This window comes from Nitrosospira multiformis (assembly GCF_900103165.1).
GTDB lineage: Bacteria > Pseudomonadota > Gammaproteobacteria > Burkholderiales > Nitrosomonadaceae > Nitrosospira > Nitrosospira multiformis_D.
On the sequence record NZ_FNKY01000002.1, the window covers coordinates 1 to 24,823 of the forward strand.

The window sequence follows — 24,823 nt, forward strand, 5'->3', positions numbered from 1 at the left end:
AAATAACGGGAGAGCCTTATGAGCGATACAACGCAAAAAGATACGACCAAACCAGTAGTGGCGGTATTTGGTGCCACTGGCCACACGGCCAGGTTTGTCATTGCAGAATTATTGCGCCGTGGGATGACTCCGATAGGCATCGCTCGTAATGCAGCAGCGTTCTCAGCGGCGAACTTTCCCCAAAGCGAAGTCTTTTGTCGTCAAGCAACCGTTGACGATGCAGTGTCGCTCGACCAACCTCGGCGGCGTCACTGCTAGGCAAGCCGAGGAGATGTCGCAGGCTTGGCGGCCCTGGCGCAGCTACGCTGTATTTCATATATGGAATATGAAAAGAAAAATATCTTCGGTGTAGCCTTGAAAAAATGATGAAAAAGAGCAGAGTCTAGGCTTCTCGGATTTTCCCGCCGCTGACGTAACTTGCTTTCCAAGATTTTTTAATGCATCCAGATAGTCTTGTTTATCCTATTGCGCACATGGCGAATTACGTGACCGCGAATCGATAAAGGAAGTGCGAGTCTATACCTCTTAAAGGCAAAATTCGTGTCTTGGTGGCAGTGCCGGCGCCAAGCTCACCGACAGAAACATTCCGGCCGAGCCGATCGCATATTTCATCGGCATGAGTCATCAGTATGGCCGCTTCTGTACGCGTCGGGTAATATTCAGGCAAACAGGTGATTTGCTCGAACAAAGCCGAACCTTGGGCATCATATAGCAGCTTGGGCGGCAAACTTTTGGGCATCCGTGAAAGGCCCTCCAAGACATCCCCGGCTATCGCCGTTGCCTGATGCAATTGTTCAACCGCGATCATGAGTCAGCCCCCACATGAAACCGTCCATCATGTGCCAACCTGATCCCCGAGAATTGCCAGCGCATGTGTGGCGGAAAATAGTTACGATAAGATTTGCGCATGTGCGACACGGGGGTAATACAAGATCCGCCACGTAACACCATCTGGTTGCACATGAACTTTCCGTTATACTCACCCTCTATACCTTCTGGAACACAATAACCCGGATAGGCTGAATAGGGACTTGCAGTCCACTCCCACGTATCTCCAAAAATCTGTTGCAGGCCCGCCTGCGTACCGGCCGGTCTGGGATGATAATTCTCATCTTCCAAAAAATTCCCAGATATACCGATCGAGTCAGCCGCCACCTCCCACTCGAACTCTGTCGGTAGCCGCGCACCCGCCCAGCGAGCGAATGCATCGGCTTCGTAAAAACTCACATGGCAGACTGGCTCGCTGAGGTTCAAGGGCAAGGTACCTCTGCAAGTGAATTGAGTCCATTCATCGCCAGCTTGTTCCCAGTAGAGCGGCGCGGTCCAGCTATGGGCACAAACATGGTCCCAGGCATCCGAAAGCCATAGCTCCGGTCGTGTATAGCCACCATCGGCCATGAACGTCAGATACTCTTTATTGGTAACGAGACGGGATGCCATGCTGAAAGGTTGTATATAAGTCAAGTGTCGCGGCAATTCGTTATCAAACGCAAAGCCGCCCATATCATGTCCAACCTCATAAACACCTTCGTTGAAACAATGCCATGTAAGTGAGGGTGCACCCCATTCCACACTCCGGATTTGGTTGGGCTGGTATCCAGGTCGCAACGGATTAGTCCAAAAAGCATGTTTGATGTCGGTAATGATGAGTTCCTGATGTTGTTGTTCATGATTCAGACCTAATTCGAGCAACTGTAAGATCCTGGGAGACGCATCATGATCCAAAAGATTGCGGATATCCTTATCAACATAGTTGCGATAAAGAAAGATTTGATCAAGTGTAGGACGCGAAAAAGTACTGCGGATGGTTCGATCAGGATGGTCTCCCAGCCGTTTATAGTACGAATTGAACAGGCCGGTGAATCGTGCATCGAACGGAATGTAATCTCGCATATACGGCTTTAGAATAAACGTCTCAAAGAACCAGGTCGTATGAGCGATATGCCATTTTGTCGGGCTGGCCTCAGGCATGGATTGAACCATCTGGTCATCTGGCGCGAGTGTTTCGACTAGCCTCAAAGTTTGATTACGCACTTTCCCGTATCGCTCCATCCACTTATGCGGTAGCGATAAGGACATGGATTGCATATTGGGGGCTGTGGTCATGGCAAACTTATCTCCTTACCTAATCAAAATCAACTGGGATTGTTCTTGCATGGATACTGGTAGTTTCTGATCGGAATTTTATGATCGGATTAGGCGAAGGCCTTATCCATAAGCCTGATAAATCGAACAGGCTACATTCCTAAAGCTTATATAAATATCACCATCCATTCTATACACTGACAAGCACAAGAATCATTTGTTCTAGCGGAAAGGAAACAAGCCCTTGCATTATAGCAGGCGAGTATATGCGAATATATAAGTGGGGAACCGAACAGAATTCCATGGATTTTTCTGCATATATTTATATCTTCGAAATTACATATAAACGAGGGCATATGACGATAGTAGGCCGGAAACTGATGGAAGATCGGGTAAGCGAAGCCTACTTAGGACTAAAAAAAGAATACTATCGCTTATTGTCGAACAAGCCTGAAACTGAGACAGAAAATCGTTGTGAAGCCAAACCGATAGCATTTGGGTCAATCAGAATGCGACGCCCATCAATGAAAACGGAAGTGGATAATGGGCAGAATTTATGGGGCGCATGATTACATGAAACAGCAATTTAAAATCAGGGTGTGTGCCATGAGAGAAGATTTCAGATTTTTATGGTGTGTTGAATTGGGGCAGGCTAACCTCTCCTTTATTATTGATAAAATACGTTATCGATAATTGCGCGAGCAAAATCTCAGTAAAATTCTTTCTATCATTTACCCTTGATAACCTATTTTATCGGGGGTAAATTTGACCTATATAAAGCTCGATTTTGCGGTGATACGCCCAAAGCCAGAGACTTAACTCATTTTTACAAGCAGGAGCAATCAGTTCGGACACTTGCTCGTCACACTTCTTTTCATAGAGTTTATATATGTGATAATGTCCTTTATCACATATAGAGAATATGGTAAAATGTTCACATGAACTCGCTTGCCACTCTACCTTCGACATTCGTATGTCCGACCCTGATCGCTGCTGCCGGCGATCGGGCAAGACTTCGCTTTCTGGAATTCTTCGCTTCGAATATCCGCAACCGGCACACGCGTCGCGCATATATCCGGGCGGTCACCGAATTTCTCGACTGGTGCGCGTTTGCGGCGGGCGTATCGTCCGTCGTCGATGTGGAGCCGCTGCACGTCGCCGCATGGATTGAAGGCAAAACTCACCAGCTGTCGGCGCCGAGCGTCAAACAGCATCTGGCGGCGATCCGTCATCTGTTCGATTGGCTGGTGACGGGGCAAATCGTGGCGGTCAATCCGGCTTCATCAGTGCGTGGTCCGTCGCATGTGGTAAAAACCGGAAAAACACCGATCCTGGATGCCACGGAAGCGCGTCACTTACTGGCCAGTATCGATGCGACCACTCACGCAGGACTGCGCGACCGGGCTTTGATTGCCCTGATGGTGTATTCCTTCGCTCGCATTGGCGCAGCTTTAGGAATGAAAGTCGAAGATGTATATACGCAAAACCGTCGCCTTTGGGTGCGGTTGCGCGAAAAAGGCGGCAAGCGCCATGAAATGCCCTGCCATCATAATCTGGAGGAATATCTTGCAGCCTATCTGGATAATGCCAACCTGCGCGACGATCCCAAAGGGCCATTATTCCGCACGATTGGGCGTGGTACGCGCAAACTTACCGGCACCTCACTGGTTCAAGCGAATGCCCATGCCATGATTCAGCGCCGCATGGCCACCGCCGGAATTGCAACGAAAGCCGGCAACCATAGTTTCCGGGCGACAGGCATTACGTCCTATCTCAAGAATGGCGGTTCCCTGGAAAAGGCTGCGGCCATGGCGAATCACTCCAGCACACGTACAACACAGCTTTATGACCGTCGGCATGAGGAAATGTCGCTGGATGAAGTGGAGAAAATCGGAATTTAGGTCACGCCAGCAATGCTCGTAATCCTAAATCCCTACCCCAAAAATTACGTGGCGGTTTTTGCAGCTATGTGCACACTAGCCCTTTTAGAGAAAATGTCGGACAGCAAGTTGTACCAAGTAAGAAGTCAACTCCACTGACCGCGCCGCTGTTCGATCATCACCGGCGTACCCTCGACGGACTGCTTACACTCGCGAAGGCACCAACGGCAGCGGTCTTATCTGGCTACGCCAGCCGCCCGGCCCGCCGAAGCCCAAGCATGTGCTGGCCCATTTGGAGCGGCTAATGAGGCATCCGTTACCATTCGGTCCTTCGTGCGGGTCAGACCGATGTAAACATCGTGCAGGGGAAGAGTCAAATGGAATGTTTCCGAGTCGACGAGAGTGGCTACACGGGGTTCGACCTTCTGAACGCCGAACAGCGCTTCCAGGGGGCCACGGCTGTCGCCATCAGCGACGAGGATGCCGCACGCCTGATCAAAGAGCACTTTCCAAAGCTGCAAGCCTCAGAGCTTAAGTACCGAGCGCTGGCGCGCCGATCCGGAAACCACCCTCGTCTGCTGAACCTGCAGCGGGACATCCTGACCAATTACAAGTGTGTAACTTACGTCTGTAACAAGCGCTACCTGCTGTTGCTGATGTTCTTGGATTATGCGGTAGAGCCGTTTTACTACGAGGGAGGAGTTAATTTCTACGAGAATGGGCAGAACTACGCGATGGCGTCGCTGATATACATCGTTGGTCCCAAACTATTGGGCAAGATGGCCTTCGATGGCCTGCAGGCTGCCTTTCAGCGGGCCGTCAAGGAAAAGAGTCCTGAAGCCCTTAACGATCTGGTCTCTGCGGCGCGCAAAACTAAGTGGCAAGAGCTACCGGAAGCACTGGGGCCATTGGCAAAATATGCTGCGCCGGAGTGCCTAGAGGCGATTGCAACGCCCGGCGTCAGTACCGATGCGGCCTTCGTGGTGTTGCAGTCACTGGTCAGCCGCATGGAAGAAATGGCCGCAGGGCCGTACCGTGTCGAGCACGATCAGTCCAAGAATCTGCTCACCTACCACGATCTAATGCGGCGCTACATCAACCATGAGGAGACCATCGAGTTCCGCCAATCCGAGATCGCACGCATCAAATTTCCACTCAAACTTGCGTCGGTGACACAGGTGGACTCAAAGACAAGTCCGGCAGTGCAATTAGCTGACGTGTTGATCGGCGCCGCTATCGAGGCGGCCAATACGCTGACGGGTCAGCGTATGGGAGAGTTGGATGCCGAAGCGGTGATGGCACTGTATGCCGACCACCAGTTCATCCATATGGTGCCGTCGATTGACTTCGCCGAGCAGCGGCGGTTCCGCCAAGGCACGCAGGCTGCGGAGATAATCGACTACTTCGGGACTCACTTTCATGGCTCGTCCAAAGGCTAGGCGATTCGTTGGGCGTGGCACTGAGCGGAGCCGGTAATGGTACCTTGGAGGGACGATGGAGGGAATAATGGACGGTGGAGTATGTCCAGCCAGATTGAATCAGGAGCAAATCAGTCATGCGGTCAGGATGATTACGGAAGAGCGGGAAACGGTATCTGGCATGGCCGGATTATTAAAAGTGGATCGCACCACCTTGCATCGAGCATTAAAGCGAAAATTAACGAAATCCTCGTGAATCAATTATCTTTTTATATAGCCACTATAATCAAACAGATCTATGTCAGCCCTCACTCGCAACGAGACACGTCGCCGCCTCCAGGCATTTGCCAAGCAATGGGAAAATACTACTCGCGAGCATGCGGATGCTAAGCTCTTTTGGGCACGGTTCTATGAATGTTTTGGCATTCGGCCAGAGTCGGCCACGATTTATGAAAAAGCGGTGCAAAAAATTGACGGTGCTACGGGATATATTGATAGCTTCATCCCCGGCAAGCTGATAGTTGAGCATAAAAGCCGGGGTAGGGATTTCACGAAAGCCTTTACACAGGCCAGTGACTATTACACCGGTCTCAAAGAATTAGAGCGACCACGCTACATTATAATTTCAGACTTCGCGAGATTTGAGCTAACTGATCTGAGAACGAACACCGTCCATACCTGCGGATTAGCAGAGCTCCCGCAACGAGCAGATTGGTTCTCCTTTTTAATAGAAGGTGATGAACGAGAAATTCTCGAAGAGTCTCCCATCAACCGTGAAGCGGCTTATCAAATATCAAAGCTCCACGAGGCACTGCTTAGGGTTAAGTTTAAAGGGAAAGACCTTGAAATCTTCCTCACGCGCCTGTTGTTTTGTCTGTTTGCTGATGACACAGGTATCTTTGGCGAAAACAATTTATTTCGGCGAATTGTAGAAGCTAGCCGTGAGGATGGTCGCGATCTGGGCGCAAGGCTCGCGGATTTGTTTCAAGTGCTCGATACTCCCCGCCTTGACAGGCAATCTAACCTCGACGAAGCATTAGCGGTATTTGAATACATAAACGGAAGCCTGTTTTCAAGAAACGGACGTATCCCTGCATTTGATTATGACCTGCGCCGTCAGCTCATAGCCTGTGTCGAGCTGGACTGGAGTGGCATTTCGCCAGCCATTTTTGGCTCAATGTTCCAGGGCGTATTGGAAGAACATGATCCTGATGCAGAGAATCGTAAGGGCACACGCCGCGAACTTGGTGCGCACTTTACCAGTGAGCGCAACATTTTGCGGGTAATCAACCCGCTATTCATGGATAGCTTACGGACTGACCTGGCGAATGCAAAGAGTAGTAAACCACGGCTGCAAGCTTTATATGACAAGCTACCTATGCTCACGTTCTTTGATCCCGCTTGTGGTTGCGGCAACTTTCTAGTAATTGCATTTCGTGAACTGCGTCGTTTGGAAAATGATGTGATTGAAGCGCTATGGACTAAGCAAAAAGGTTTGCTGGATGTTTCTACCTTATGTCGGGTAAAGGTAAGTCAGTTCTACGGTATCGAAATAGATGAGGCCGCCGCCCATATCGCACGGGTGGCCATGTGGATCACTGATCATCAGATGAACCTGGAAGCCGCCGAACGCTTCGGCACTACCCGCCCCACTGTACCGCTGATTGACAGTCCGACCATCGCTTGTGCTAACGCATTACGAATAGATTGGACGAGTATTCTCTCATCGGAGAAATGCAGCTACATCATGGGAAATCCCCCTTTTGTTGGTTATAGCTACCAATCCAAAGAGCAAAAAGGGGATCTGATGCTTATTTTTCATAAGATGCATGGCGCAGGCGTATTGGACTATGTAACCGCTTGGTACCTAAAGGCAATCCGGTATATCAAAGCAAATCCCAGTATCACCGTAGCCTTTGTATCAACCAACAGTATTTCGCAAGGTGAACAACCTGCCGTACTGTGGGCAGAATTACTAAAGTATGGGACACAGATGCATTTTGCCCATCGTACTTTTCGGTGGAGCAATGAAGGTAAAGGCGTTGCCGCTGTTCATTGCGTCATTATTGGTTTTGGTTTGCAAGAGGGCAAGCAAAAGCGCTTATTTGACTACTCCGACAGTATCAAGGGTGAGCCTGCTGAAACTATTGTTAAAAGAATTAACCCCTATTTGGTGGATGCACCTACTGTTTTGCTTGATAAACGCCGAGTACCTATATCTGCAGATATGCCGGAAATGATTAAAGGTAGTCAACCCACCGATGGTGGAAATCTCTTATTAAGCGCGGAAGAAGCAGCTCAGATTCACAATAATGATCCCATAGCAGCCAAGTACATTCGACCGTTTTTAGGAGCCGATGAATTCATTAATAATATTCCCCGTTTTTGTCTCTGGCTCAAAAACAGCACTGCCCAAGACCGCAATGACTCCCCTGAGTTGAGAAAGCGTATTAAGGCCGTGCAAGCCATGCGGCTGGCAAGCCCCAAGTTACCAACCCAAAAACTGGCGAGAGTAGCTTACCTATTTGGTGAAATACGACAAACAGATCAGCCTTATTTGTTAATTCCAAGCGTTTCGTCAGAGCATCGGGTCTATGTGCCGATCGGTTATTTTGAACCCGAAGTTATTGCTAGCAATCTTGTCTTCATGCTCCCGAATGCAATGCCATATCACTTCGGCATTTTATCGAGCAGCATGCATAATGCATGGATGCGTACTACATGTGGCCGGTTAAAAAGTGATTATCGGTATTCGAATACCATCGTCTATAACAATTATCCGTGGCCATTAAATTTAAACGACAAAGCAAAAATTAGAATCGAGAACGCAGCACAAGCTGTACTGGACGCACGTCAAGCAGAAGAATCTCGGAGTAAGGCAAACCATTCCAGAAGTTCGCTAGCGAGCATGTATGCCACCGGCGCCATGCCACAAGAGCTCGCGGACGCCCATCAAATTCTTGATAAGGCGGTGGATGCTGCCTATGGCTATAAAAGCGGAAAGGATGATGCTAGTCGAGTTGCGTATTTGTTTGAGCAATATCTGGAACTAACCAGTTTGCTACCGACCGAGCGACCCAAGAAGAGAATTAGAGCACATAGATAAATTTCATAGCTACAGAAAAAGGGTTGTGCATCCAGGGCAATAGTTAGGCTGATTGATTGTTCCAGAGCTTGCTGTGTTTACGCAGCTTCCAGTACGCGCATTTCGATGTGCAGGCCGGCGGCAGCAGCCATATTTACCAAGGCATCGAGGGCAAACAAGTTGATCTTGCCGCGCATCAGATCAGAGATACGTGGCTGCGTGACACCGAACAGCTTGGCGGCTTGGGCCTGGCTAATGTTAGCGCGGACCAAATGGTTTTTCAGGGCCAGCATCAGGGAAGAACGGAGTTTCATATTTTCCGCTTCTTCGGGAGTGTCCTCAATGGCATCCCATACACTGGCAAATCGTTTGTAGCTCATTGGACTAACTCCTTTACAAGATCACGGTAGCGCTTCTCGGCTAAATCGAGATCCGCTTTGCTGGTTTTAGGCGTCTTCTTCTGAAAGCAGTGCAGCACGTAAATGGTATCTGAGAACTTTGCGACGTAAAGAACCCGGAACGCACCAGATTCATCCCGGATGCGGATCTCTCGCACACCTTGGCCAATAGCGCTCATTGGCTTCCAGTGATCTGGATCGACGCCATGTTGTACCTGGTCGAGCTGAAACCCGGCCTCACGCCTAGCCGAGTCAGGAAAGGCGCGCAAGTCACCTAGGGCGCTGCCCCTGAACTCGATGGGTTTTGGTTCACTGGCTGACTTGGGATCATTCACGCTATAATATACAAAAATTTGTATATTATAGCAAGCAAAAATAAGAATTCTTCATCAGGTACCAGAAATACAGAATTCTATAAATCCATAAAACAGGGTTTATTTCTTGCCGCTATTTACTGCCGCCTTAAGCGTGGCACCCGCTTTGAATGCCGGCGCCTTGGACGCCTTGATCTTCAGTTCTTCGCCCGTCTTGGGATTGCGGCCAGTGCGCGCGGCACGCTTGCGGACCTCGAAAGTACCAAAGCCCACCAGAGAGAGCGAATCGCCTTTTTTTAGGGTATCCGAAATGATGTCGAGCAGCGCGCTAATGGCGCGGTCGGCATCAGCTTTGCTGGAGCCGGTCTTAGTTGCCAGTGCATCGATGAGTTCTTTTCTGTTCATGCTTGCCTCCCTTTGGTGATGGTTGATAGAACTGAAGCGATAGTCCTACTGTAACAGCATGATCCCCGCGGTCACAATTCCCGCCAGTCGCCTTTCGCCAACCCCGGGGTTACCTATAGACAATCAAAAGTGCTATCCAAGAGAAAAGCAATTTTTTAACCATGTGTCCAAAGCCCTGCAAAGCAGGGTTTGCCGGTAGGGGCCGGGGCGGTAGCCCTGCCGCTTCGCGGCACCCCGTATCCCGGCAAAGACATGGTTAAAACTAAGAAAACTATTGAAAATAGGCATTCAGGATTTAACGTGCCACAGTCACCTCATAGGTGGCAAATCGGGCATCCAGCCATTTCCCCCACTTGGCCGCCCTTCGCATCAGATCCACCCGATATGCTGCATTGAGATGCGGCGTATATGAATGGTAGTTTGACACTCTCGTCCACAGGTCGCCTTGGTCGTTGCGAATGTGCGTGCGGAGTCGCCAAGCGGCCAGGGTATAGGAATAACACCCTGCCTGGGCCACATGCGCCGGAGTGATGCCATACTTGGCCAGGTCGGATAGATAAGCCGTGTTAAATTGCATCGCCCCGATATCGTAGGTATTGTTCGAGTTCCGCACCCATTGCCCCGGCTTGCCGCCTTCCTTCTCTGCCACGGCAAGCAGGATATTCGCCGGCACCTCGTATTTCACAGCGGCTTCGATCGAGCAGACGATACGGTCTTGCATGTCCGGGGGCAAGTCCATCATGCAAGCAATCTACCCTTCATTTGCTATCGCGGAACGCGGCGGCTTCCGCTTCCGGATCGAGTTTTGTTTCCGCAGAATTGGCGAAAGCATTGCCTTTGAATTTAGGCTCCGGGGCATTGGCGCGGATGGCATCCGCGACTTTTCCGCCAGGGGTTTGTGCCACGCGCCCGCCTTGCGAGGCAACACTGGTTTTAACTGCCTCCTTCATACCGCGAGACAGATGGGAGGTCATTTCTCCGGCAAAACGCGCGCCCGTATCCATCATCTGACCCAGTCCTCCGCTTGAAGACTGCCTGCTCTGCCCCCCTCCCCCTCCACCGTCCGCAAACAGGCCCATACCGCCTTCCATGCTGCCATGCGCCGCATCGAAAGCGGCTTTGATCGCGGAAGCGCCGCCCGCCGCATGGGCGGCTGACGCCATCATCATCCCGGCCGCAACGCCCGTCGCGGCGGCAGCCGCGCCGACCGCGGCGCCCGCTCCCAGGTTGCCGATCCCCCCTGCCCCGCCGCCAACGATACTGGCCAGCATGGGGGGAATCTTGTTGACCAAGGTAAGCAGCACTACCGAGACCACCATCAGCACGCCCATTTCCTTCAGGTTGAGGCCGCCGCTCATTTGCGCATAATAATCGTCGAGAAACGTCTTGCCGATGCCCACCAGCAAGACCATGGCAAAGAGCGACACCGCAACCCCCAACACCGTCTTGTAGTAATTGATGGCGATGTCGGAAGTCCAGCGCGATCCTCCGAAGCCCAGGAAGAAGATGCCAGCGTAGGCCAGTATCCAGCCAGATATCAACAGAATGACCATATTGACGCTGATCAGCGCCAGAATGACTAGAATGACAGTGGCCATAATTATACCGGCCGCACTATGAACCGGCATCCGGATATTAGATTCGTCCATTGCCTTATAAAAGATCTCAAACCCGATATCTACGATACCTGACGGTGATGCCATGCCGCGCAGTCCGCTGGCTTCCGACCCTATCTGTTTGAGCGACGCGATGATGGAAGTGGCAAAAGCAGGCCCATTGATGAGCAGCCACCAGAAGAAGCCGGTGAAGACCGTGAAACGGATGAATTCAGCAAAGAATTCGCCTATGTCCGACCGCCGCAGCGCCATCAAGCCGAATGTCCACACCATGCTGATCGTCACCAGCAGCCAGAACAACCAGCTCGCGCGCTGGGTGATGACTGTCTGCCAGGCGGTTGCCGCTGCATAATAGCGTGAAAGAATATTATCCATCACGCCCGCACTTTCAAGCGCAGCATGGGTTTGGGTGGTAAAAAATATCAGTGCCAGAAGCAGCAAACAGGGCAATACTTCCCAATTCCTCATCCTCATGGCAATTACCACTCCTTCGGTTCACTTTTTTTGAATGTGCCTCGTGTAGCTTCTTCTGCGGAAGCAGCCTCTTTAGGACATTTTTTTGCCATTCCCTCGTATTCGGGCATGCCCCGATATCTCCAGATCTCACTACAGGGTATGTTCTCCGTGCAGCTGCTCAAAATGACTGCTACCAGAATCCATGTGCCGGCTGAATATTGAAGCTTCATGTTTTCTCCTTACCATTCCCGGGGTGTGCTTTTTTTGAAAGTACCGCTTGTGGCTTGCGCCGCTGCTGCCGCCTGCTGTGCTTCGATATCAGCCATCTTCGCCTGGCGCGTTGCTTCCGCATTCTGCTGCGCGATCAACAGCGCTCGGATCTGCATGAGCTGGGCCGCCTGGTTGCTGGCGAGCTGGTTGGCCGCCTGGATCGCGGCCATTTGCCCCGGTGCGTCCTGCGCGTTTTTCTGCAACGCTTCCAGCCGCTCCGCATCCGCCTTCAAGTCTAGTTGTTGCTGGTCGAGACTGCGGATCATGGCGTCATTCGCGAGCTTCTCACCGTCGGCGTTCAGGCGCCGATTGTTTTCGAGGATGGCGCGCTCCGATGGCGTGCAGCCGTTGGGGCCAAAGCAGGGGGAGCCCATGTAGTAAGAAGGGTTCTGGTAGCGGTACAGGTAGCCGTCCAGGCTCCCCGCCTGATAGCGGTAGTAGTTGACCGTGTTCATCATGCCCATCAGGCGCATGGTGGTCAACTGCGCCCGGTTCCAGACGTAGGCGGCGGGCGCCATGGTGTTTCTCAACATATTCTCGTACTGGAGCAATTGCAACTGGTATTGCTCGATCATCTTCATGGTCTGGTTCACCCCCTCGATCGCCGAGATCGTATTCTGCTTCATGTTGGCGACATCGAAGACCGGAACGCCCCCGGCCGAGACAGGCAGCGCGGAAGCGAGTACTGACAGCAGCGTCAACCTGACCGCGGTGGCATGGCAAAATCCGGGACGTGTTTTCATCCTATCCTCCAAGTTTGTAGTCGAATGCCTGGTAGGGCCGGGCAAATACCATATCCTTCGTCACGGTGACATTGAACCGGTATCCGGGCCGTATTTCAAGCGTCGGAGAGATATTGAGATTGCGCGAGATCATCTGCGTCATCACACGCCCGAGTTGCTGGCCCAGGGTCGCGCTCAGCACACTACTGGTGGTGGGCGCGCCGAAGGTACCGGCCACCTGGTTCTGGCTTTGACTTAAGGCCACACCCGCCGTGATGGCAGACATGAGGATGGCCGTGCCGAAAAGGCGCAAGTAGTGATTGTTTACCTGATCGGCGAACCCGGCGTAACCCGCCGAATTGGATCCCGGCATGGCGCCGATATCCATGGTCTTGCCATCGGGGAATACCAGGCGCTGCCATGCGACCAGCACGCTCGCCTGACCATAGGCGACGTCGCTGGAATACTCCCCTTCCAGCTTGGTCCCTTGCGGGATCAGGAGATACTTGCCGGTCGCGGTATCATAAACGTCCTGGCTCACCTGTCCAAATATCTTGCCAGGAAGCGAAGAGTTGATCCCGCTGATGAGGATCGCCGGTATGACAAAAGTGGTTTGCACCGCATAGGGGGACTTTGGCGCAATGGGCCTCGAATCCAGCTTCCAGCGGTCTCCTTCGCCTTTCCCGCTGAATTCGCTAATGTCGTTACGGGGCTTTTGTTCCCCATTCAACCCTCCCTCGTACGCGCCTTCATCGCCCGGATAGCCTCCCGCCCCGCCATACCCTGCAAGCCCGGATCTTTTCAACTGAGCCAGTCTTTGTTGATATGCCGCCGTGGGGTCGGCGCTGGCGTGCGCGGGCCGGGGCATCTCGGACGATTGTTGAGCGCGCGGCTGGGCCTGAGTTTGTATGGTCGTCTTGGCCCGCAGCGCTTCTTCGAATTGCTGCATCTTTATTTGGCGAATGCGCTGGGCTTCCGCCATTTCTGGCGCTTGCGGCGCGTTCCCGATGGTTGGCGGCATTGGGGGCAAGTCTGGGTTAATCAGATTATTATCATCCACCGGCATCGAGGCCGGGGCGATCATGCCGCCCTGATGCTCGCCCGCGATTTCCTTGGCGTAAAGGGCCGCGTTTCCGCTGGCCTTGACGGTTTCTTCCTCATGTCTGGTATTTGCCCGATCCATTGCAACCAGCATGACGATCAGAAAAAACACCAAGGCCGCTGCCCCAACAAGGTACATGGGCAGATTGTTAACGCGACGCACCCCCCATTTTTGCGGCAACTCATTCGGGGACGCGGCCGGGGACAAGGGATCGCTCATTTGTCCCCCCTATAGGTCCAGGCGCCGGCCGGAGCCGCCGCGCCGGGATTATGACTGTCCGTCAGGTAGGCGCGCGCAAGCACCGCGCCGCCGATTCTTATTGTGATGCGCGAAATCGATCCCGCGTGCGGGGGATCAAGCAGGTAACGCAACTCGATACCCGGCGCAGCCGCAACGGGCACGCTGCCCGGACCTGGAGTTCCCGATCCCGGCCGGAACTCATCGTTGAAAGAGAACGGGAATGCCCTGGGCTTCGCCTCGATGGTTTCCGACACCCCGAAGCCTTGGCCGCGCAGCTTGTCAGCCAGCAGCGGCCCAAAGGAGCCGGGAGTTGCCGAGACCACATTAAGCTGCGTCTTGGCCGGAGGAAACAGCCTTGCGATCTGCTTCACGGTATCGGCCGCGATACGTTCCTCGAATGCCGCGCTTTGCGCATCCTTGGGCTGCGGAAATCGCGGCGGAGCGGCGCACGCCGCCAGGAATACCGACAGGGAAACCAGATATATCCAGCGCATATTACCTCCCTCTCCTGATGGTGACCCGATCCTGACTGGACCCCACGCCCGCTGCCAGTATCGCCTTGTCGAAGAGGCTATCGACAATGTAGCGGTCGCCTTGCAGCCGGTAGTTCACCTGCACCGATTCCTCATCGGTGAAGAGTCCGCCGTCCTTCCGCACCACTAACAAGATGGGCGCCTCGGACTGATGCAAGGTAACGGGCATTTGGATGATGGTCTTGACGCCATCGTTGTATACCCGCAGCGGCTTCCAGCCGGAAGCCTGGCCTTCGATGCTGTAATTGAAATCGAGGTTGCCCAGGTACTCGCCCGTGCCAGGCAGTATCTGGCGGTTATAGGCGGCGTGCTCCTGCTTCTTGATCTCTTCCCATTTCGCCATCGCTTCATCCGGGTAAGTGAACGCCACGCGCGGCATGAACTCGGAACGGTGCGATCTCAGCCGCAGATGATAGGTGCGCCGGTCGGTGGTCACGATAAGGGAGGTTTCCAGTCCCGTATCCATGGGCTTGATGATGAGATGCTGTACCGCCAGGCTGCCGGAGCCGGTGACGGCCGGCTCCACCGTCCAGCGGGCGGTATCACCCAAGTGCAGGGAATTCACCTGTTCGCCCGGCTGCAGCTCCACGTCGCACACTTGCAACACGGCACAGATGATGCTCGGCTGAGCCGCCCCGAAAAGGAAGCGGATGGCTCCATCGGCTCCGGGCACCGGCTTAACCCCTTGCCCAGAGACGCCCGCTTTCCATTTCTTCGCCAAATCCAGCGAGGCGCGTTCCTGCGGCGTCAGCTTCAGTTCCGGGTTATTGAAATGCAGCGCGGCCGGCGAAGCAGGCTCCGGGTTAAGCGGCACAGCCGCGACCGGAACGGGCATCGACCTTGAAGCTGCCGGCATGGATCCGGCAGCCGGAGCGGGAGGAGGCGGCAGCAACAGCCCTTTTTGCGCGATATCCTCGTCCGGAACAGGGGGCAGGTTATTCGCGATCGCTACCGTCACCATGAGAATAGGCGACAAAAGCACCATCGCCACAAACAGCTTTTGCAACGGAATTTCAAGGGAAACGTTCATGGGGCACCTCTAAAGTTGTTTCGACCAAGCGAAATCGGATACGAAAATGCCAAGCGGATTGTTGCGCAATTGAGCTTCGTTGATATCGGGGGATGGCGCAATAACATGCACTGTCACCAGCGCACGCATGCGATAGGGCGCCTGCTTCACGATCCCTTGCCGGTCCCGCACGGTTTCCGTCCAGTCCACTTGCCAGGTATCGGGGGTTTGCGCGATGACGGAAACAATCTCGGTGCTCACCATTTCGCGTTCCGCGCGCTTGAAAGGGCTTGAATCGGGACGGCCATTCATGAATTCATTCATTTTCGTGGTTGCCACATCGTCAGGAGAAAGCATGGCATACACCGCGAAGATGGCCTTGCGCTGCAAGGCCACATCGGGGGATACCATGCGCGCCGACTGGATGAAGGCGGCTACCGCTGCATGGATCACGCGCTGGTCCACACCGCGGGCGCGATCCACCGGCGCCACCGCCAGCGTTTGGCCAAACTTGTCCACTTCGACCACATAAGGAATGAACTTGGACTGGCTGCCGATATAAATCATGCCGCCCACCCCGGCCAGCGCGATCAGGAGCGAAAGCAGGCCCAGCATTTGCCAGGTCTGGCGGGAAGCAGCCATGTCTCCCACATGCTCGTTCCAGGTTCGCCGCGCGGACAGATAGGGATTGGCCCCCTCCCCTTCCCTGCGTCCATCAGACATCTCAGCGCCGGTCGGGCGCTCGCCGCTCTCCGTTCGCGGTTTCCTCATGATCAGCGATTTCATCGCCCGAGCCATGCCCATGTTCATGCCGCTTCCTCCATGTTGTAGTCGGATAGATCGAGTTCCCGCATGGCCAGCCATGCCTGCACCCATTCATTTCCATGCTTCGCTTCAAGCGCTTTGATGTTCGCCACGGATTCCTTGTCGGTGCTGCCGATGAACGCCAATGCCAACGGCCCTAAGGCCATCTCGTACAGGCGCCGGCCCATTTCGGACACATAGTAGTATTGCCGCTTCTGCACCGCCGTCGCCAGAATCTCAATCTGCCTGTCGTTCAGGCCCATGCGCCGGTATAACGCAGCCGTGTCCTGGTCTTGGGCATACACGTTCGGCAGGAAGATCTTGGTCGCGGTGGATTCGACGATCACATCCAGGATGCCGGAATGCACCGCATCGGTCAGGCTTTGCGTTGCCATCAGCACCATGCAGTTTGCTTTGCGCAGCACCTTCAGCCACTCCCGGATCTTTTCCCGGAAGACCTTGTGGCCGAGCATGATCCACGCCTCGTCCAGCACGATCATGGCGGGCTGCCCCTTGAGCGACATTTCGATGCGGCGGAAGAGATACAGCAATACCGGCAACGCGTAACGGTCGCCCAGGTTCATTAATTCCTCGATCTCAAACACCGTGAAATCGGAGAGCGACAGTCCATCATCCTGTGCGTCCAGCAAGTAGCCCATGCTGCCTTCGACGGTGTAAACCTTGAGCGTTTCGCGCACCTTCGAATCCTGGATCAAGGTGAAGAACTCGGAGAGCGTTTTCGACCCAGACTTGTGCATGGAACCAATTGCCAGACCGATCTCGTTGCGCTGCGCGGGCGTGGTGACAAGACCGTTTAGCGCCAGGAGCGCATCAATCCATTCCATCGCCCACGCGCGGTCGCTTTGCGAACCGAGGAATTGCAGCGGGCAAAACGACAGGCCCGAATTCTGGCTGGTGTCGGCGGATACCGTGAAGTGCCTGGCCCCGGCCGCCTTTGCCAGGGGATAAAGCGACATGCCTTTATCGAAACAATAGAGCGTCATGCCCCGATAACGGCGCGCTTGAGCAATCACCGCGCCTAATAGCGTGGACTTGCCCGAACCAGTTGGGCCAAACACGAAAGTGTGTCCCACATCGCGGACATGTGTGTTCAGGCGGAACGGGGTCGCGCCTTGCGTCACGCAATACATCAATGCCGGCGAGTTGGGCGGGTACATGGGACAGGGGGCTTCATTCAGCCCGGTCCAGATGGTGGAAGTCGGCAGAAGATCCGCCAGATTCAAGGTATTCATGAGCGGGCGACGCACGTTCTCCACGCCATGACCCGGTAGGCTGCCAAGATAGGCATCAAGCGTGTTGATGGTCTCGATCCGCGCGGTGAATCCCAATGCGTTGACCGCTTTTTCCAGACGGCGCGCAAGCCCTTCCAGTTGAGTTCGGTCTTCCAGCATCAGCACGACCACGCTGGTGTAATAGCCTTGCGCCACGCGCCCGCTGTTGACTTCGGCCATGGCGGCCTCCGCATCGGCGACCATGGCCATTGCGTCTTGATCGATCACGCCGATATGCGTATTGAAAACCTGGTCAAAAAAACCGCGAACCTTCTGGCGCCACTTACGACGGTACTTTTCCAGGTGCGCCACCGCCTCATGCGGGTCCATGAAAATGAACCGGCTCGACCAACGGTACTCGCACGACAATTCGGCGAGCGCCGAGAGTATCCCCGGATAGGACTCGGAGGGGAAACCCTCAATCGCCACCACCTGCATGAATTTGCCCCCGATCCGGGGCACCACCCCGCCCCATAGTTCCTGGCCGCCCAGCAGTTGATCCAGATACATCGGATTGCGCGGCAACTGCACCAGATGGTCAAGGCCGGTTACGCAGAATTGCAACCAGCGCAGAAAATCGTCTTGCGTCGCGTCCACCCCATTCTCCGCCACGACCCGTTTCCCGCCCAAGCGCGCGAGCTTAACCGCTTCCGACAAGCGCGATTCGATGGAGAGGCAGTCGCGCTTGAATGACTCGATCAGGCCACGTGTCTGCGCCTTATGATCGGGGGGCGCCGTATCATCCTCGAACATCAGCTCAATGAACTTGCGTTGCACCAGCAGCGGCGGGAACCAAGTCAGCGTCAGCACAAAGTACCCCTCGTACATGGTTCCCAGGCTCTTGAACAACTGGCGCCGTTCCTCGTCGATTGCAGCCGTCACCGGATCGGGGAAATGCGAAAGCCCGCGCTCCGGGTAGTGCGGCGCCGGCCGCCTCACGGCATCGACATGGATCATCCACCCGGAACCCAGCTTGCTCAATGCCTGGTTGATGCGGTAGGACACAAGATTGCGCTGCTCCACACTGGCGCTGGCGTTGTCTTCGCCCCGATACATCCAGGCGGCCATGAAGGCGCCGCTTTTACAAACGATCACGCCATCATCCACCATCGCGGCGTAATTCAGGAGATCGGATAAGCCCGCATCGACCTCGCGGTGCTTCTTCAAGCGGCTTTCCTCGCCCACGGCGCGGATGCGCAGATACAGCACGGCAAGAAACAGGACGCCGACCATGGCAATCATCAGCGCGAGGAATCCAATCAGCGAAGAGGCGATCATCGGTATTGCCGCTCCTGGATGCGCCCGTTGCTGCGAAAGGGCGTGGCGCGCGGCGCGTAATACGCTTTGTAGCGCCGATGGCGCAGATAAACCGGGCGCATTTGCGGATCTGATTTTGCCATGAGGCGCAGCAGAAACAGGGCGGATACCCAAAGACCCGTGCCAATGATGGCTGCCCGCCATTCCTGGGCATTGAACACAAGAGAGAAGGCAATCAGCCCGGTCAGCATGACCAGTTCGCGGTCGCCCCCCATGAAAAGATTAGAGCGGTTGCCGACACGGCGGATCGGAACTTTACGCAATTCCATGGCCGCCCTCCTCCACTTCAGCTCCAGCCAAATGCGCCGGTTGCCCAGCCGACGTGATTTCCGCGCCGCGCCCAAAGAAATTGCTCATCATGTTTTGAGCCCCGACCAGAAATGCCAGAACCAGAACAATGAATATCAAGGTACGAAAAAATCCGCTCAAGTCTCCTCCCATCACCAATGCTCCGCCCGCCACCACGATCCCGATCATGGACAAGGAAAACGCCACGGGGCCGGTCACGGAATTTCGTAGATTCATCAGCCAACTCTCATAGGGAAGCGTGCCCCCGATCCCCTCCGAGGCATACGCCGGATGCGGGGCCATCAGGCAAAACCCAACGATCAAAATGGCAATTCCCATCCACGCGAATAATCTACCGTCGGATATGTTGCGAATTTTCATGGTTACTCCTTGAAAGGTTGGATTAAATAATGCCCGTCATCAAAGCCTGATAGCTCCAGAATTTCCTCAATCCGCCGATTGCCAAGGCCGCCGCTGGCGCGCGCGATATGCACTATCAATTGCACCGCCTCGCCTATCAGCGGTTCGATCGGCTTGGGAGAATCGGGATGCATGCTGATCAGCATGGCAAGGCGTGAGAGCCCGGCCCGCGCGTCGTTGGCGTGTAGAGTCGCCACTCCGCCCTGATGACCGGTGTTCCAGGCCATGAGCAAATCCAAGGCTTCCGGCCCCCTCACCTCTCCCACGATAATGCGGTCAGGTCGCATGCGCAGTGTGGTACGCAGCAGTTGCGTCATGCCGACTTCAGCAGAGGTGTGGTACTGGATGTAGTTGTCGGCTGTGCATTGGATCTCGCCGGTATCCTCGATGATTACCACCCGAGACAGGGGTTCCAGCGCCATGACGTGATTGAGGATGGCATTGACCAGAGTGGTCTTGCCTGAACCGGTGCCGCCCGATACTAGAATATTGGAACGCACCGCCACCGCAACACGGATACGTTCGCACTGTCCGGGCGTCATAATGCCCGCCTTCACATAGTCATCCAACGTGAACACGGCCACCGCCTTCTTGCGAATGGCGAAAACGGCTTCCGACACGACAGGCGGAATCTGGCCGGCAAAGCGCGATCCGTCGAGCGGGAATTCGCATTCGAGCGTCGGATTCTGGCTGGTCAGCTCCCGTCCATGCATCCCGGCCACATTGCGGATAATGCTTTGGGCAGTCGCCGCGCGCATCGTTCCAAAACAGCGCATGGGTTCTCCCAGCCGCTCCTGCCACAGCCTGCCATCGGCGTTCAGCATAATTTCCACCGTCTTGGGATCATGCAAGACCAACAGGAATTCATCCCCGAGATCACGCGCCAATTTCAACTTGGCCCGGTCGTTGATAAATATGGTGTCCTGCTGGTCCATCGAAAACTCCCGATCATTAATTAGATATAATGAATACTATACCTAACTTGCTACTTTGGCAAGATGTATTCGTGTTGATCATTTAATGCAACACGAGCCGCTACCTTAACGGAAAGAAATCGAGAGTAAAACTGTAAGATGTTACAGGTATCAGACTACTTTATTGTGTTTGCGGGGAGCAAACGGGCCGCGCAGCTTCTTGCGATTGGCCGCATCCCACTCTGTTGCCAAGTAGGCTTGATAATCGGTCAGCACTGCGGAAATGCGCTTATATCCAGGAGGAAGTGATTGAGGGGCTTTTCCGCCCGCGAGGTCATTGAGGGATCTGGTGTCGAGGTCAGTTGTATCGAGCAGGATGGGCAGCGACACATCCAGCGCGATGGAGATTGCCTCCATGGTGAGAATCGAAGGATTCCCCTGCCCTTTCGCAATGTCGGAGATAAACGCGGTCGAAATTCCAGCGCGTTCCGCCAGTTCCTTTTGTGTCATCTTGCGCTCATCAAGGATGCGAAGCACATTGGTAAAGAAAATATCTTTATAGATGAAATTTCGGGCCATATTCAAAACCTATTTTTGTAAAGCCGCTAAATCAATCCGCCTCCTTTAGAGACGGCAGTTAGCTTATGTCCCACCCCCATCAATGTCAACAAGCCAAGCATCAATCCATTAGCACTTGACGTGCACATATTTCTGTATTATCGTGAATCATTATTTATGGTAAGGTACAAATAATGATTATCGCAATACTGAACCAAAAGGGCGGCGTGGGCAAAACCACACTCAGCATCAATCTAGCCGCAAGCTTAGCGCGATCAGGCGCACGGGTACTATTGATCGACGCGGACCCGCAAGGCAGCTCGCTTGATTGGGCCGCAATGAGGCAGGAAACGCCCCTCTTTCCCATCGTGGGTTTGCCTCGACCCACAATCCACAAGGAGATTGCACAAATCGGCAAGGATTACGATCATATCGTGATAGACGGACCGCCGCGCGTAACTGAGCTGGCTCGGTCCGCCATCATGGCGGCGGATGTAATCCTGATACCCGTGCAACCCAGTCCCTACGATGTATGGGCTGCCGACGAAGTGGTAAAGCTGATCCAAGATGCGAAAATATATAAAGAAACCCTTATTTCATTTTTTGTAATAAATCGCAAAATAACAAATACAGCAATTGGACGCGATGTCGGAGAAGCCTTGGCTGCTTATCCGATTCCCATCCTAGATGCGGCCATTACCCAGCGCATCATATTCGCTGAATCAGCCGCTCAAGGAAAGGCTGTCTATGAGATTGACCAAACCAGTTTCGCCGCAAACGAGATCGAATCACTTAAGGACGCCTTACTGAAGGAGACCAATCCATGACCAAGAAAATCATTATGAATCCACGGCCCAGCAAACAGCCAGATCCAGCCACAGCCGATCAGTGGGTGGAAAATCGTGCACCGGATGTAAAGGAGCCTGTCAAACGGTTGACGCTAGACATTCCTGTAAGCCTGCATCGAACCATAAAAGCGCAGTGCGCGATGCGCGATACCAAAATGGTCGAAGAAATACTAGAATTATTAATAAAGAAATACGGAAATCCGCAATAAAGTATTTCTTTATATGTAATTAATTACTTGCAATGAAAGTAGGAGCGCATCATGGCTAAGACGGAACCTGGAAACCCACCCCTACCCAAGCCAGAATCAAAACTGGATATCGACTATCGAGCAGGCGCCGTACCCCTTTGGGTAAAGGAAGTCATCGAGACCCATTTAGCCATAGAAACAGAAGATGCAAAAAGCGCGGGCACGCTAGGCTACATGGCTCGGGCGCTGGTGATCGCCACCATGCCTTATAAGGATCCAAAGGCAGATGTATTCAAGCGGGAGAATGGCAATTTCCGTCTACGGATACTTGCCGGATACGAAGGTGGAATACCCTATGGAATTTATCCGCGGCTTTTACTCTCCTGGGTTTCAACCGAAGCTGTCAGGACTCAATCCCCCATCATCGAGCTCGGCGACTCGCTATCCGATTTCCTGCGGGACGTCCTGGACCTTTCAAGCAGCGGTGGCGCGCGTGGAACCAGCACGCGTGTGATAGAGCAGCTCAAGCGATTATTTGGCTCACTCATAACAGCCGAATATGTAGGTGGGATGCAGGAACGTGGGTTTTTGCTAAAAAATGTGCTCATTGCCGACGGCATCCAGATTCACGAGGACGATTTAACCCTGAAACCATCATCCACCAACGGCATTGACAAACCTCATGACCCCGCCCCATTGTGGACACCGCAAAAGCAGCATGAGGCGGGCAAATGGCGAAGCAAAGTCCAACTTTCCAATTCATTTTTCAATGAATGCATCGACCGGCCAGTCCCGATCGATCTGCGAGCCTACAAAACCTTGCGTGGATCTCCATTAGCCATGGACGTCTATACTTGGCTTACTTACCGCATGAGCTACACCGAACGTCGAACCAGGCCCATACCCTGGGAATCCCTTATGGGACAGTTTGGAAGCAATTACACCACGGACCGCGCCGTGCGTGATTTTCGCCGCGCATTCGAAAAAGCATTGAAAGCTGTTCAGGTTGTATACCCGCGTGCTAATGTCCAGACCGAGGATAGGGGATTGATACTCAACCCGTCGCCGCCACACATAATAAAGCAAACATCCCTGTTTTAATTACGCTGAAGAACTCCCATACTTTACGCTGAAGAACTCCCACTTCACTAAAGTATTTGGATAACCCTGTGGATATAAGAAATTATCCACGCTGAAGAACTCCCAATTGTATCAATCAAATAGGTAATTGATTAAAGACAATTATTTTCTCTTATCCCCAAAATCGGACGCTGAAGAACTCCCCAATCCACGCTGAAGAACTCCCAATTGTATCAATCAAATAGGTAATTGATTAAAGACAATTATTTTCTCTTATCCCCATAATTGGACGCTGAAGAACTCCCAATATACTTGCTGCATAATCCTAAAAAAACCAATGCCAGAGTGCATCTTGACCGTATTTATCATCTTCCCCCTGTATTTGCCTTTAGTCTTTATCCTCTATAAAACCTGTAGTTGACCAGTGATTATCCACAGATAGCTTATTTCAAGTAGCTACAATCTCTTTTTATAATCTTTTTCAACCCCAACCCCAGGTTACCTATAGACAAATCAAAAGTGTTATCCAAGAGAAAAGCGATTTTTTAACCATGTGTCCAAAGCCCTGCAAAGCAGGGTTTGCCGGTAGGGGCCGGGGCGGTAGCCCTGCCGCTTCGCGGCACCCCGTATCCCGGCAAAGACATGGTTAAAACTAAGAAAACTATTGAAAAATAAGTCTTTCTAGATAATTATCGCTGTCACAAACTCCACCAGCCGCCTTTTGCGGTGCGCTTCGCCTGTCATGGCCTGTGATCCGGAACCTTCGGAGGATTCCGGCGGCGACAATCATCAGATCCAGCCCATTCAAAAGATATTCAGCAGCACGGGATCACCCTGTTGCGTCATTCCCCATTCACTCCCCCAATCGTCTGCGAGGGGGGCTTGTGGGGGGATAACCAGACCGCAACAGGATAAGCCCGTCTGTTCCTTGCGCATTCACCCCACCTAATCCCAGACCTTGCCCGTGAAGGCAAGGGGCGCCGCCCCAGGGCGAGGCGAGAAGGTTCGAGCAAGAGGATCTGGTTTTCAGAGCTTCCAGCATTTTAACCAGTAGTGGAAAAATGCCATTTTAAGCCTTATTATTATATGTTATATTGTATTTGTAGTTCTTTATACATTTTTATATTTGATATTCTTATGGAGGTTGAAATGAGTTCTCTTAACAAAGTCTGTTTGATCGGCAACCTGGGCAATGATCCTGAGATGCGTTATACGGTGGATGGCGTGGCTATTACCAATCTCAGCATTGCCACAAGTGAAAAGTGGAAGGACAAGGATGGAAAAAAACAGGAAAAGACCGAATGGCATCGCATCGTTTTCTACAAGGGACTTGCCGAGGTAGCCGGTGAATACCTCAAGAAAGGCGCAATGATCTACCTTGAGGGCAAGCTGCGCACGCGGGAATGGGAAGACAAAGAGGGCATCAAACGATTCACTACGGAAATTACCGGCAATCTGCTGAAGATGCTGGATAAGAATCCTATCAAGCATCCGGTGGATGGAACGGCATTGGATGAAGATGAAGATCCGGATATCCCGTTCTGACGACTACCATATAGATTTATGTTAAGTTTTTCTTCA

Annotated in this window: 25 protein-coding genes; 8 read left to right on the forward strand and 17 right to left on the reverse strand. The window is 53.1% G+C overall.

Going from position 1 to position 24,823, the window contains the following annotated elements; translation table 11 throughout:
- Nucleotides 1–18: 18 nt before the first annotated feature.
- The gene (locus tag BLR00_RS16850) at nt 19–258 is read left to right on the forward strand and encodes a Rossmann-fold NAD(P)-binding domain-containing protein (protein WP_218124363.1); all 240 of its coding nucleotides are present in this window, start codon (nt 19–21) and stop codon (nt 256–258) included.
- Between the two features lie 223 nt (nt 259–481).
- Here the strand turns inward: BLR00_RS16850 and BLR00_RS15725 are convergent, their stop codons facing one another.
- Together BLR00_RS15725 and egtB are read right to left on the reverse strand one after the other, a co-directional pair.
- Entirely contained in the window at nt 482–808 is a 327-nt protein-coding gene (locus BLR00_RS15725; RefSeq protein ID WP_074634378.1) for an L-histidine N(alpha)-methyltransferase, read from the reverse strand.
- Complete coding sequence (egtB, locus tag BLR00_RS15730) at nt 805–2,106, reverse strand: ergothioneine biosynthesis protein EgtB (RefSeq protein WP_107797726.1); 1,302 nt, start codon at nt 2,104–2,106, stop codon at nt 805–807. The genes BLR00_RS15725 and egtB overlap by 4 nt, the downstream gene beginning before the upstream one ends.
- Before the next feature lie 917 nt (nt 2,107–3,023).
- Here egtB and BLR00_RS15740 point away from each other — a divergent pair.
- The 3 genes from BLR00_RS15740 (at nt 3,024) to BLR00_RS15755 (ending at nt 8,489) form a co-directional block, all read left to right on the forward strand.
- The gene (locus BLR00_RS15740; RefSeq protein ID WP_074634383.1) at nt 3,024–3,986 is read left to right on the forward strand and encodes a tyrosine-type recombinase/integrase; all 963 of its coding nucleotides are present in this window, start codon (nt 3,024–3,026) and stop codon (nt 3,984–3,986) included.
- Nucleotides 3,987–4,342: 356 nt separating this feature from the next.
- Entirely contained in the window at nt 4,343–5,404 is a 1,062-nt protein-coding gene (locus BLR00_RS15745) for a DUF3800 domain-containing protein (protein WP_074634385.1), read from the forward strand.
- A gap of 277 nt (nt 5,405–5,681) precedes the next feature.
- Entirely contained in the window at nt 5,682–8,489 is a 2,808-nt protein-coding gene (locus BLR00_RS15755; protein ID WP_074634391.1) for a class I SAM-dependent DNA methyltransferase, read from the forward strand.
- Nucleotides 8,490–8,566: 77 nt separating this feature from the next.
- Here the strand turns inward: BLR00_RS15755 and BLR00_RS15760 are convergent, their stop codons facing one another.
- The 15 genes from BLR00_RS15760 to BLR00_RS15835 form a co-directional block, all read right to left on the reverse strand.
- Entirely contained in the window at nt 8,567–8,848 is a 282-nt protein-coding gene (locus BLR00_RS15760) for a helix-turn-helix domain-containing protein (RefSeq protein ID WP_074634393.1), read from the reverse strand.
- Entirely contained in the window at nt 8,845–9,201 is a 357-nt protein-coding gene (locus tag BLR00_RS15765) for a type II toxin-antitoxin system RelE/ParE family toxin (protein ID WP_074634396.1), read from the reverse strand. Before BLR00_RS15765 ends, BLR00_RS15760 begins: the two co-directional genes overlap by 4 nt.
- A 99-nt stretch (nt 9,202–9,300) precedes the next feature.
- Entirely contained in the window at nt 9,301–9,612 is a 312-nt protein-coding gene (locus BLR00_RS15770; RefSeq protein ID WP_256324217.1) for an HU family DNA-binding protein, read from the reverse strand.
- A 268-nt stretch (nt 9,613–9,880) separates the two neighbouring features.
- Complete coding sequence (locus BLR00_RS15775) at nt 9,881–10,327, reverse strand: transglycosylase SLT domain-containing protein (RefSeq protein ID WP_074634401.1); 447 nt, start codon at nt 10,325–10,327, stop codon at nt 9,881–9,883.
- 16 nt (nt 10,328–10,343) lie between these two features.
- Nucleotides 10,344–11,675: a P-type conjugative transfer protein TrbL gene (gene trbL, locus BLR00_RS15780; RefSeq protein WP_074634403.1), complete on the reverse strand. Its 1,332-nt coding sequence runs from the start codon at nt 11,673–11,675 to the stop codon at nt 10,344–10,346.
- 221 nt (nt 11,676–11,896) lie between these two features.
- Entirely contained in the window at nt 11,897–12,670 is a 774-nt protein-coding gene (trbJ, locus tag BLR00_RS15790; protein ID WP_074634409.1) for a P-type conjugative transfer protein TrbJ, read from the reverse strand.
- Nucleotide 12,671: 1 nt separating this feature from the next.
- Nucleotides 12,672–13,970 carry a TrbI/VirB10 family protein gene (locus tag BLR00_RS15795; RefSeq protein WP_074634411.1) on the reverse strand — a complete coding sequence of 433 codons (1,299 nt, stop codon included), beginning with the start codon at nt 13,968–13,970 and terminating at the stop codon, nt 12,672–12,674.
- Nucleotides 13,967–14,485 carry a hypothetical protein gene (locus BLR00_RS15800; RefSeq protein ID WP_074634414.1) on the reverse strand — a complete coding sequence of 173 codons (519 nt, stop codon included), beginning with the start codon at nt 14,483–14,485 and terminating at the stop codon, nt 13,967–13,969. Before BLR00_RS15800 ends, BLR00_RS15795 begins: the two co-directional genes overlap by 4 nt.
- A gap of 1 nt (nt 14,486) precedes the next feature.
- A complete protein-coding gene (gene trbG / locus BLR00_RS15805; protein WP_256324212.1) occupies nt 14,487–15,554 on the reverse strand; it encodes a P-type conjugative transfer protein TrbG in 1,068 nt (355 codons plus the stop codon).
- Between the two features lie 9 nt (nt 15,555–15,563).
- Nucleotides 15,564–16,343, reverse strand: coding sequence for a VirB8/TrbF family protein (locus BLR00_RS15810; protein ID WP_256324213.1), 780 nt, complete (start codon nt 16,341–16,343; stop codon nt 15,564–15,566).
- A complete protein-coding gene (locus BLR00_RS15815) occupies nt 16,340–18,907 on the reverse strand; it encodes a VirB4 family type IV secretion/conjugal transfer ATPase (protein ID WP_256324214.1) in 2,568 nt (855 codons plus the stop codon). Before BLR00_RS15815 ends, BLR00_RS15810 begins: the two co-directional genes overlap by 4 nt.
- On the reverse strand, nt 18,904–19,215 hold the full coding sequence (locus BLR00_RS15820; RefSeq protein ID WP_074634417.1) for a conjugal transfer protein TrbD: 312 nt from the start codon (nt 19,213–19,215) through the stop codon (nt 18,904–18,906). The genes BLR00_RS15815 and BLR00_RS15820 overlap by 4 nt, the downstream gene beginning before the upstream one ends.
- A complete protein-coding gene (gene trbC / locus BLR00_RS15825; protein WP_074634420.1) occupies nt 19,202–19,615 on the reverse strand; it encodes a conjugal transfer system pilin TrbC in 414 nt (137 codons plus the stop codon). Before trbC ends, BLR00_RS15820 begins: the two co-directional genes overlap by 14 nt.
- Nucleotides 19,616–19,617: 2 nt before the next feature.
- Entirely contained in the window at nt 19,618–20,589 is a 972-nt protein-coding gene (gene trbB / locus BLR00_RS15830) for a P-type conjugative transfer ATPase TrbB (RefSeq protein WP_074634422.1), read from the reverse strand.
- A gap of 150 nt (nt 20,590–20,739) precedes the next feature.
- Nucleotides 20,740–21,147 carry a transcriptional regulator gene (locus BLR00_RS15835; protein WP_256324215.1) on the reverse strand — a complete coding sequence of 136 codons (408 nt, stop codon included), beginning with the start codon at nt 21,145–21,147 and terminating at the stop codon, nt 20,740–20,742.
- 173 nt (nt 21,148–21,320) lie between these two features.
- Here BLR00_RS15835 and parA point away from each other — a divergent pair, with 173 nt between their 5' ends.
- The 4 genes from parA (at nt 21,321) to ssb (ending at nt 24,787) form a co-directional block, all read left to right on the forward strand.
- The gene (gene parA, locus BLR00_RS15840; RefSeq protein ID WP_074634425.1) at nt 21,321–21,953 is read left to right on the forward strand and encodes a ParA family partition ATPase; all 633 of its coding nucleotides are present in this window, start codon (nt 21,321–21,323) and stop codon (nt 21,951–21,953) included.
- Nucleotides 21,950–22,183: a hypothetical protein gene (locus tag BLR00_RS15845; RefSeq protein ID WP_074634427.1), complete on the forward strand. Its 234-nt coding sequence runs from the start codon at nt 21,950–21,952 to the stop codon at nt 22,181–22,183. Before parA ends, BLR00_RS15845 begins: the two co-directional genes overlap by 4 nt.
- A 51-nt stretch (nt 22,184–22,234) precedes the next feature.
- The gene (locus BLR00_RS15850) at nt 22,235–23,263 is read left to right on the forward strand and encodes a replication protein RepA (protein ID WP_081346892.1); all 1,029 of its coding nucleotides are present in this window, start codon (nt 22,235–22,237) and stop codon (nt 23,261–23,263) included.
- A 1,128-nt stretch (nt 23,264–24,391) separates the two neighbouring features.
- Nucleotides 24,392–24,787 (forward strand): single-stranded DNA-binding protein, encoded by a 396-nt coding sequence (gene ssb / locus BLR00_RS15855; protein WP_074634486.1) that lies wholly within the window; start codon nt 24,392–24,394, stop codon nt 24,785–24,787.
- Nucleotides 24,788–24,823 lie beyond the last annotated feature (36 nt).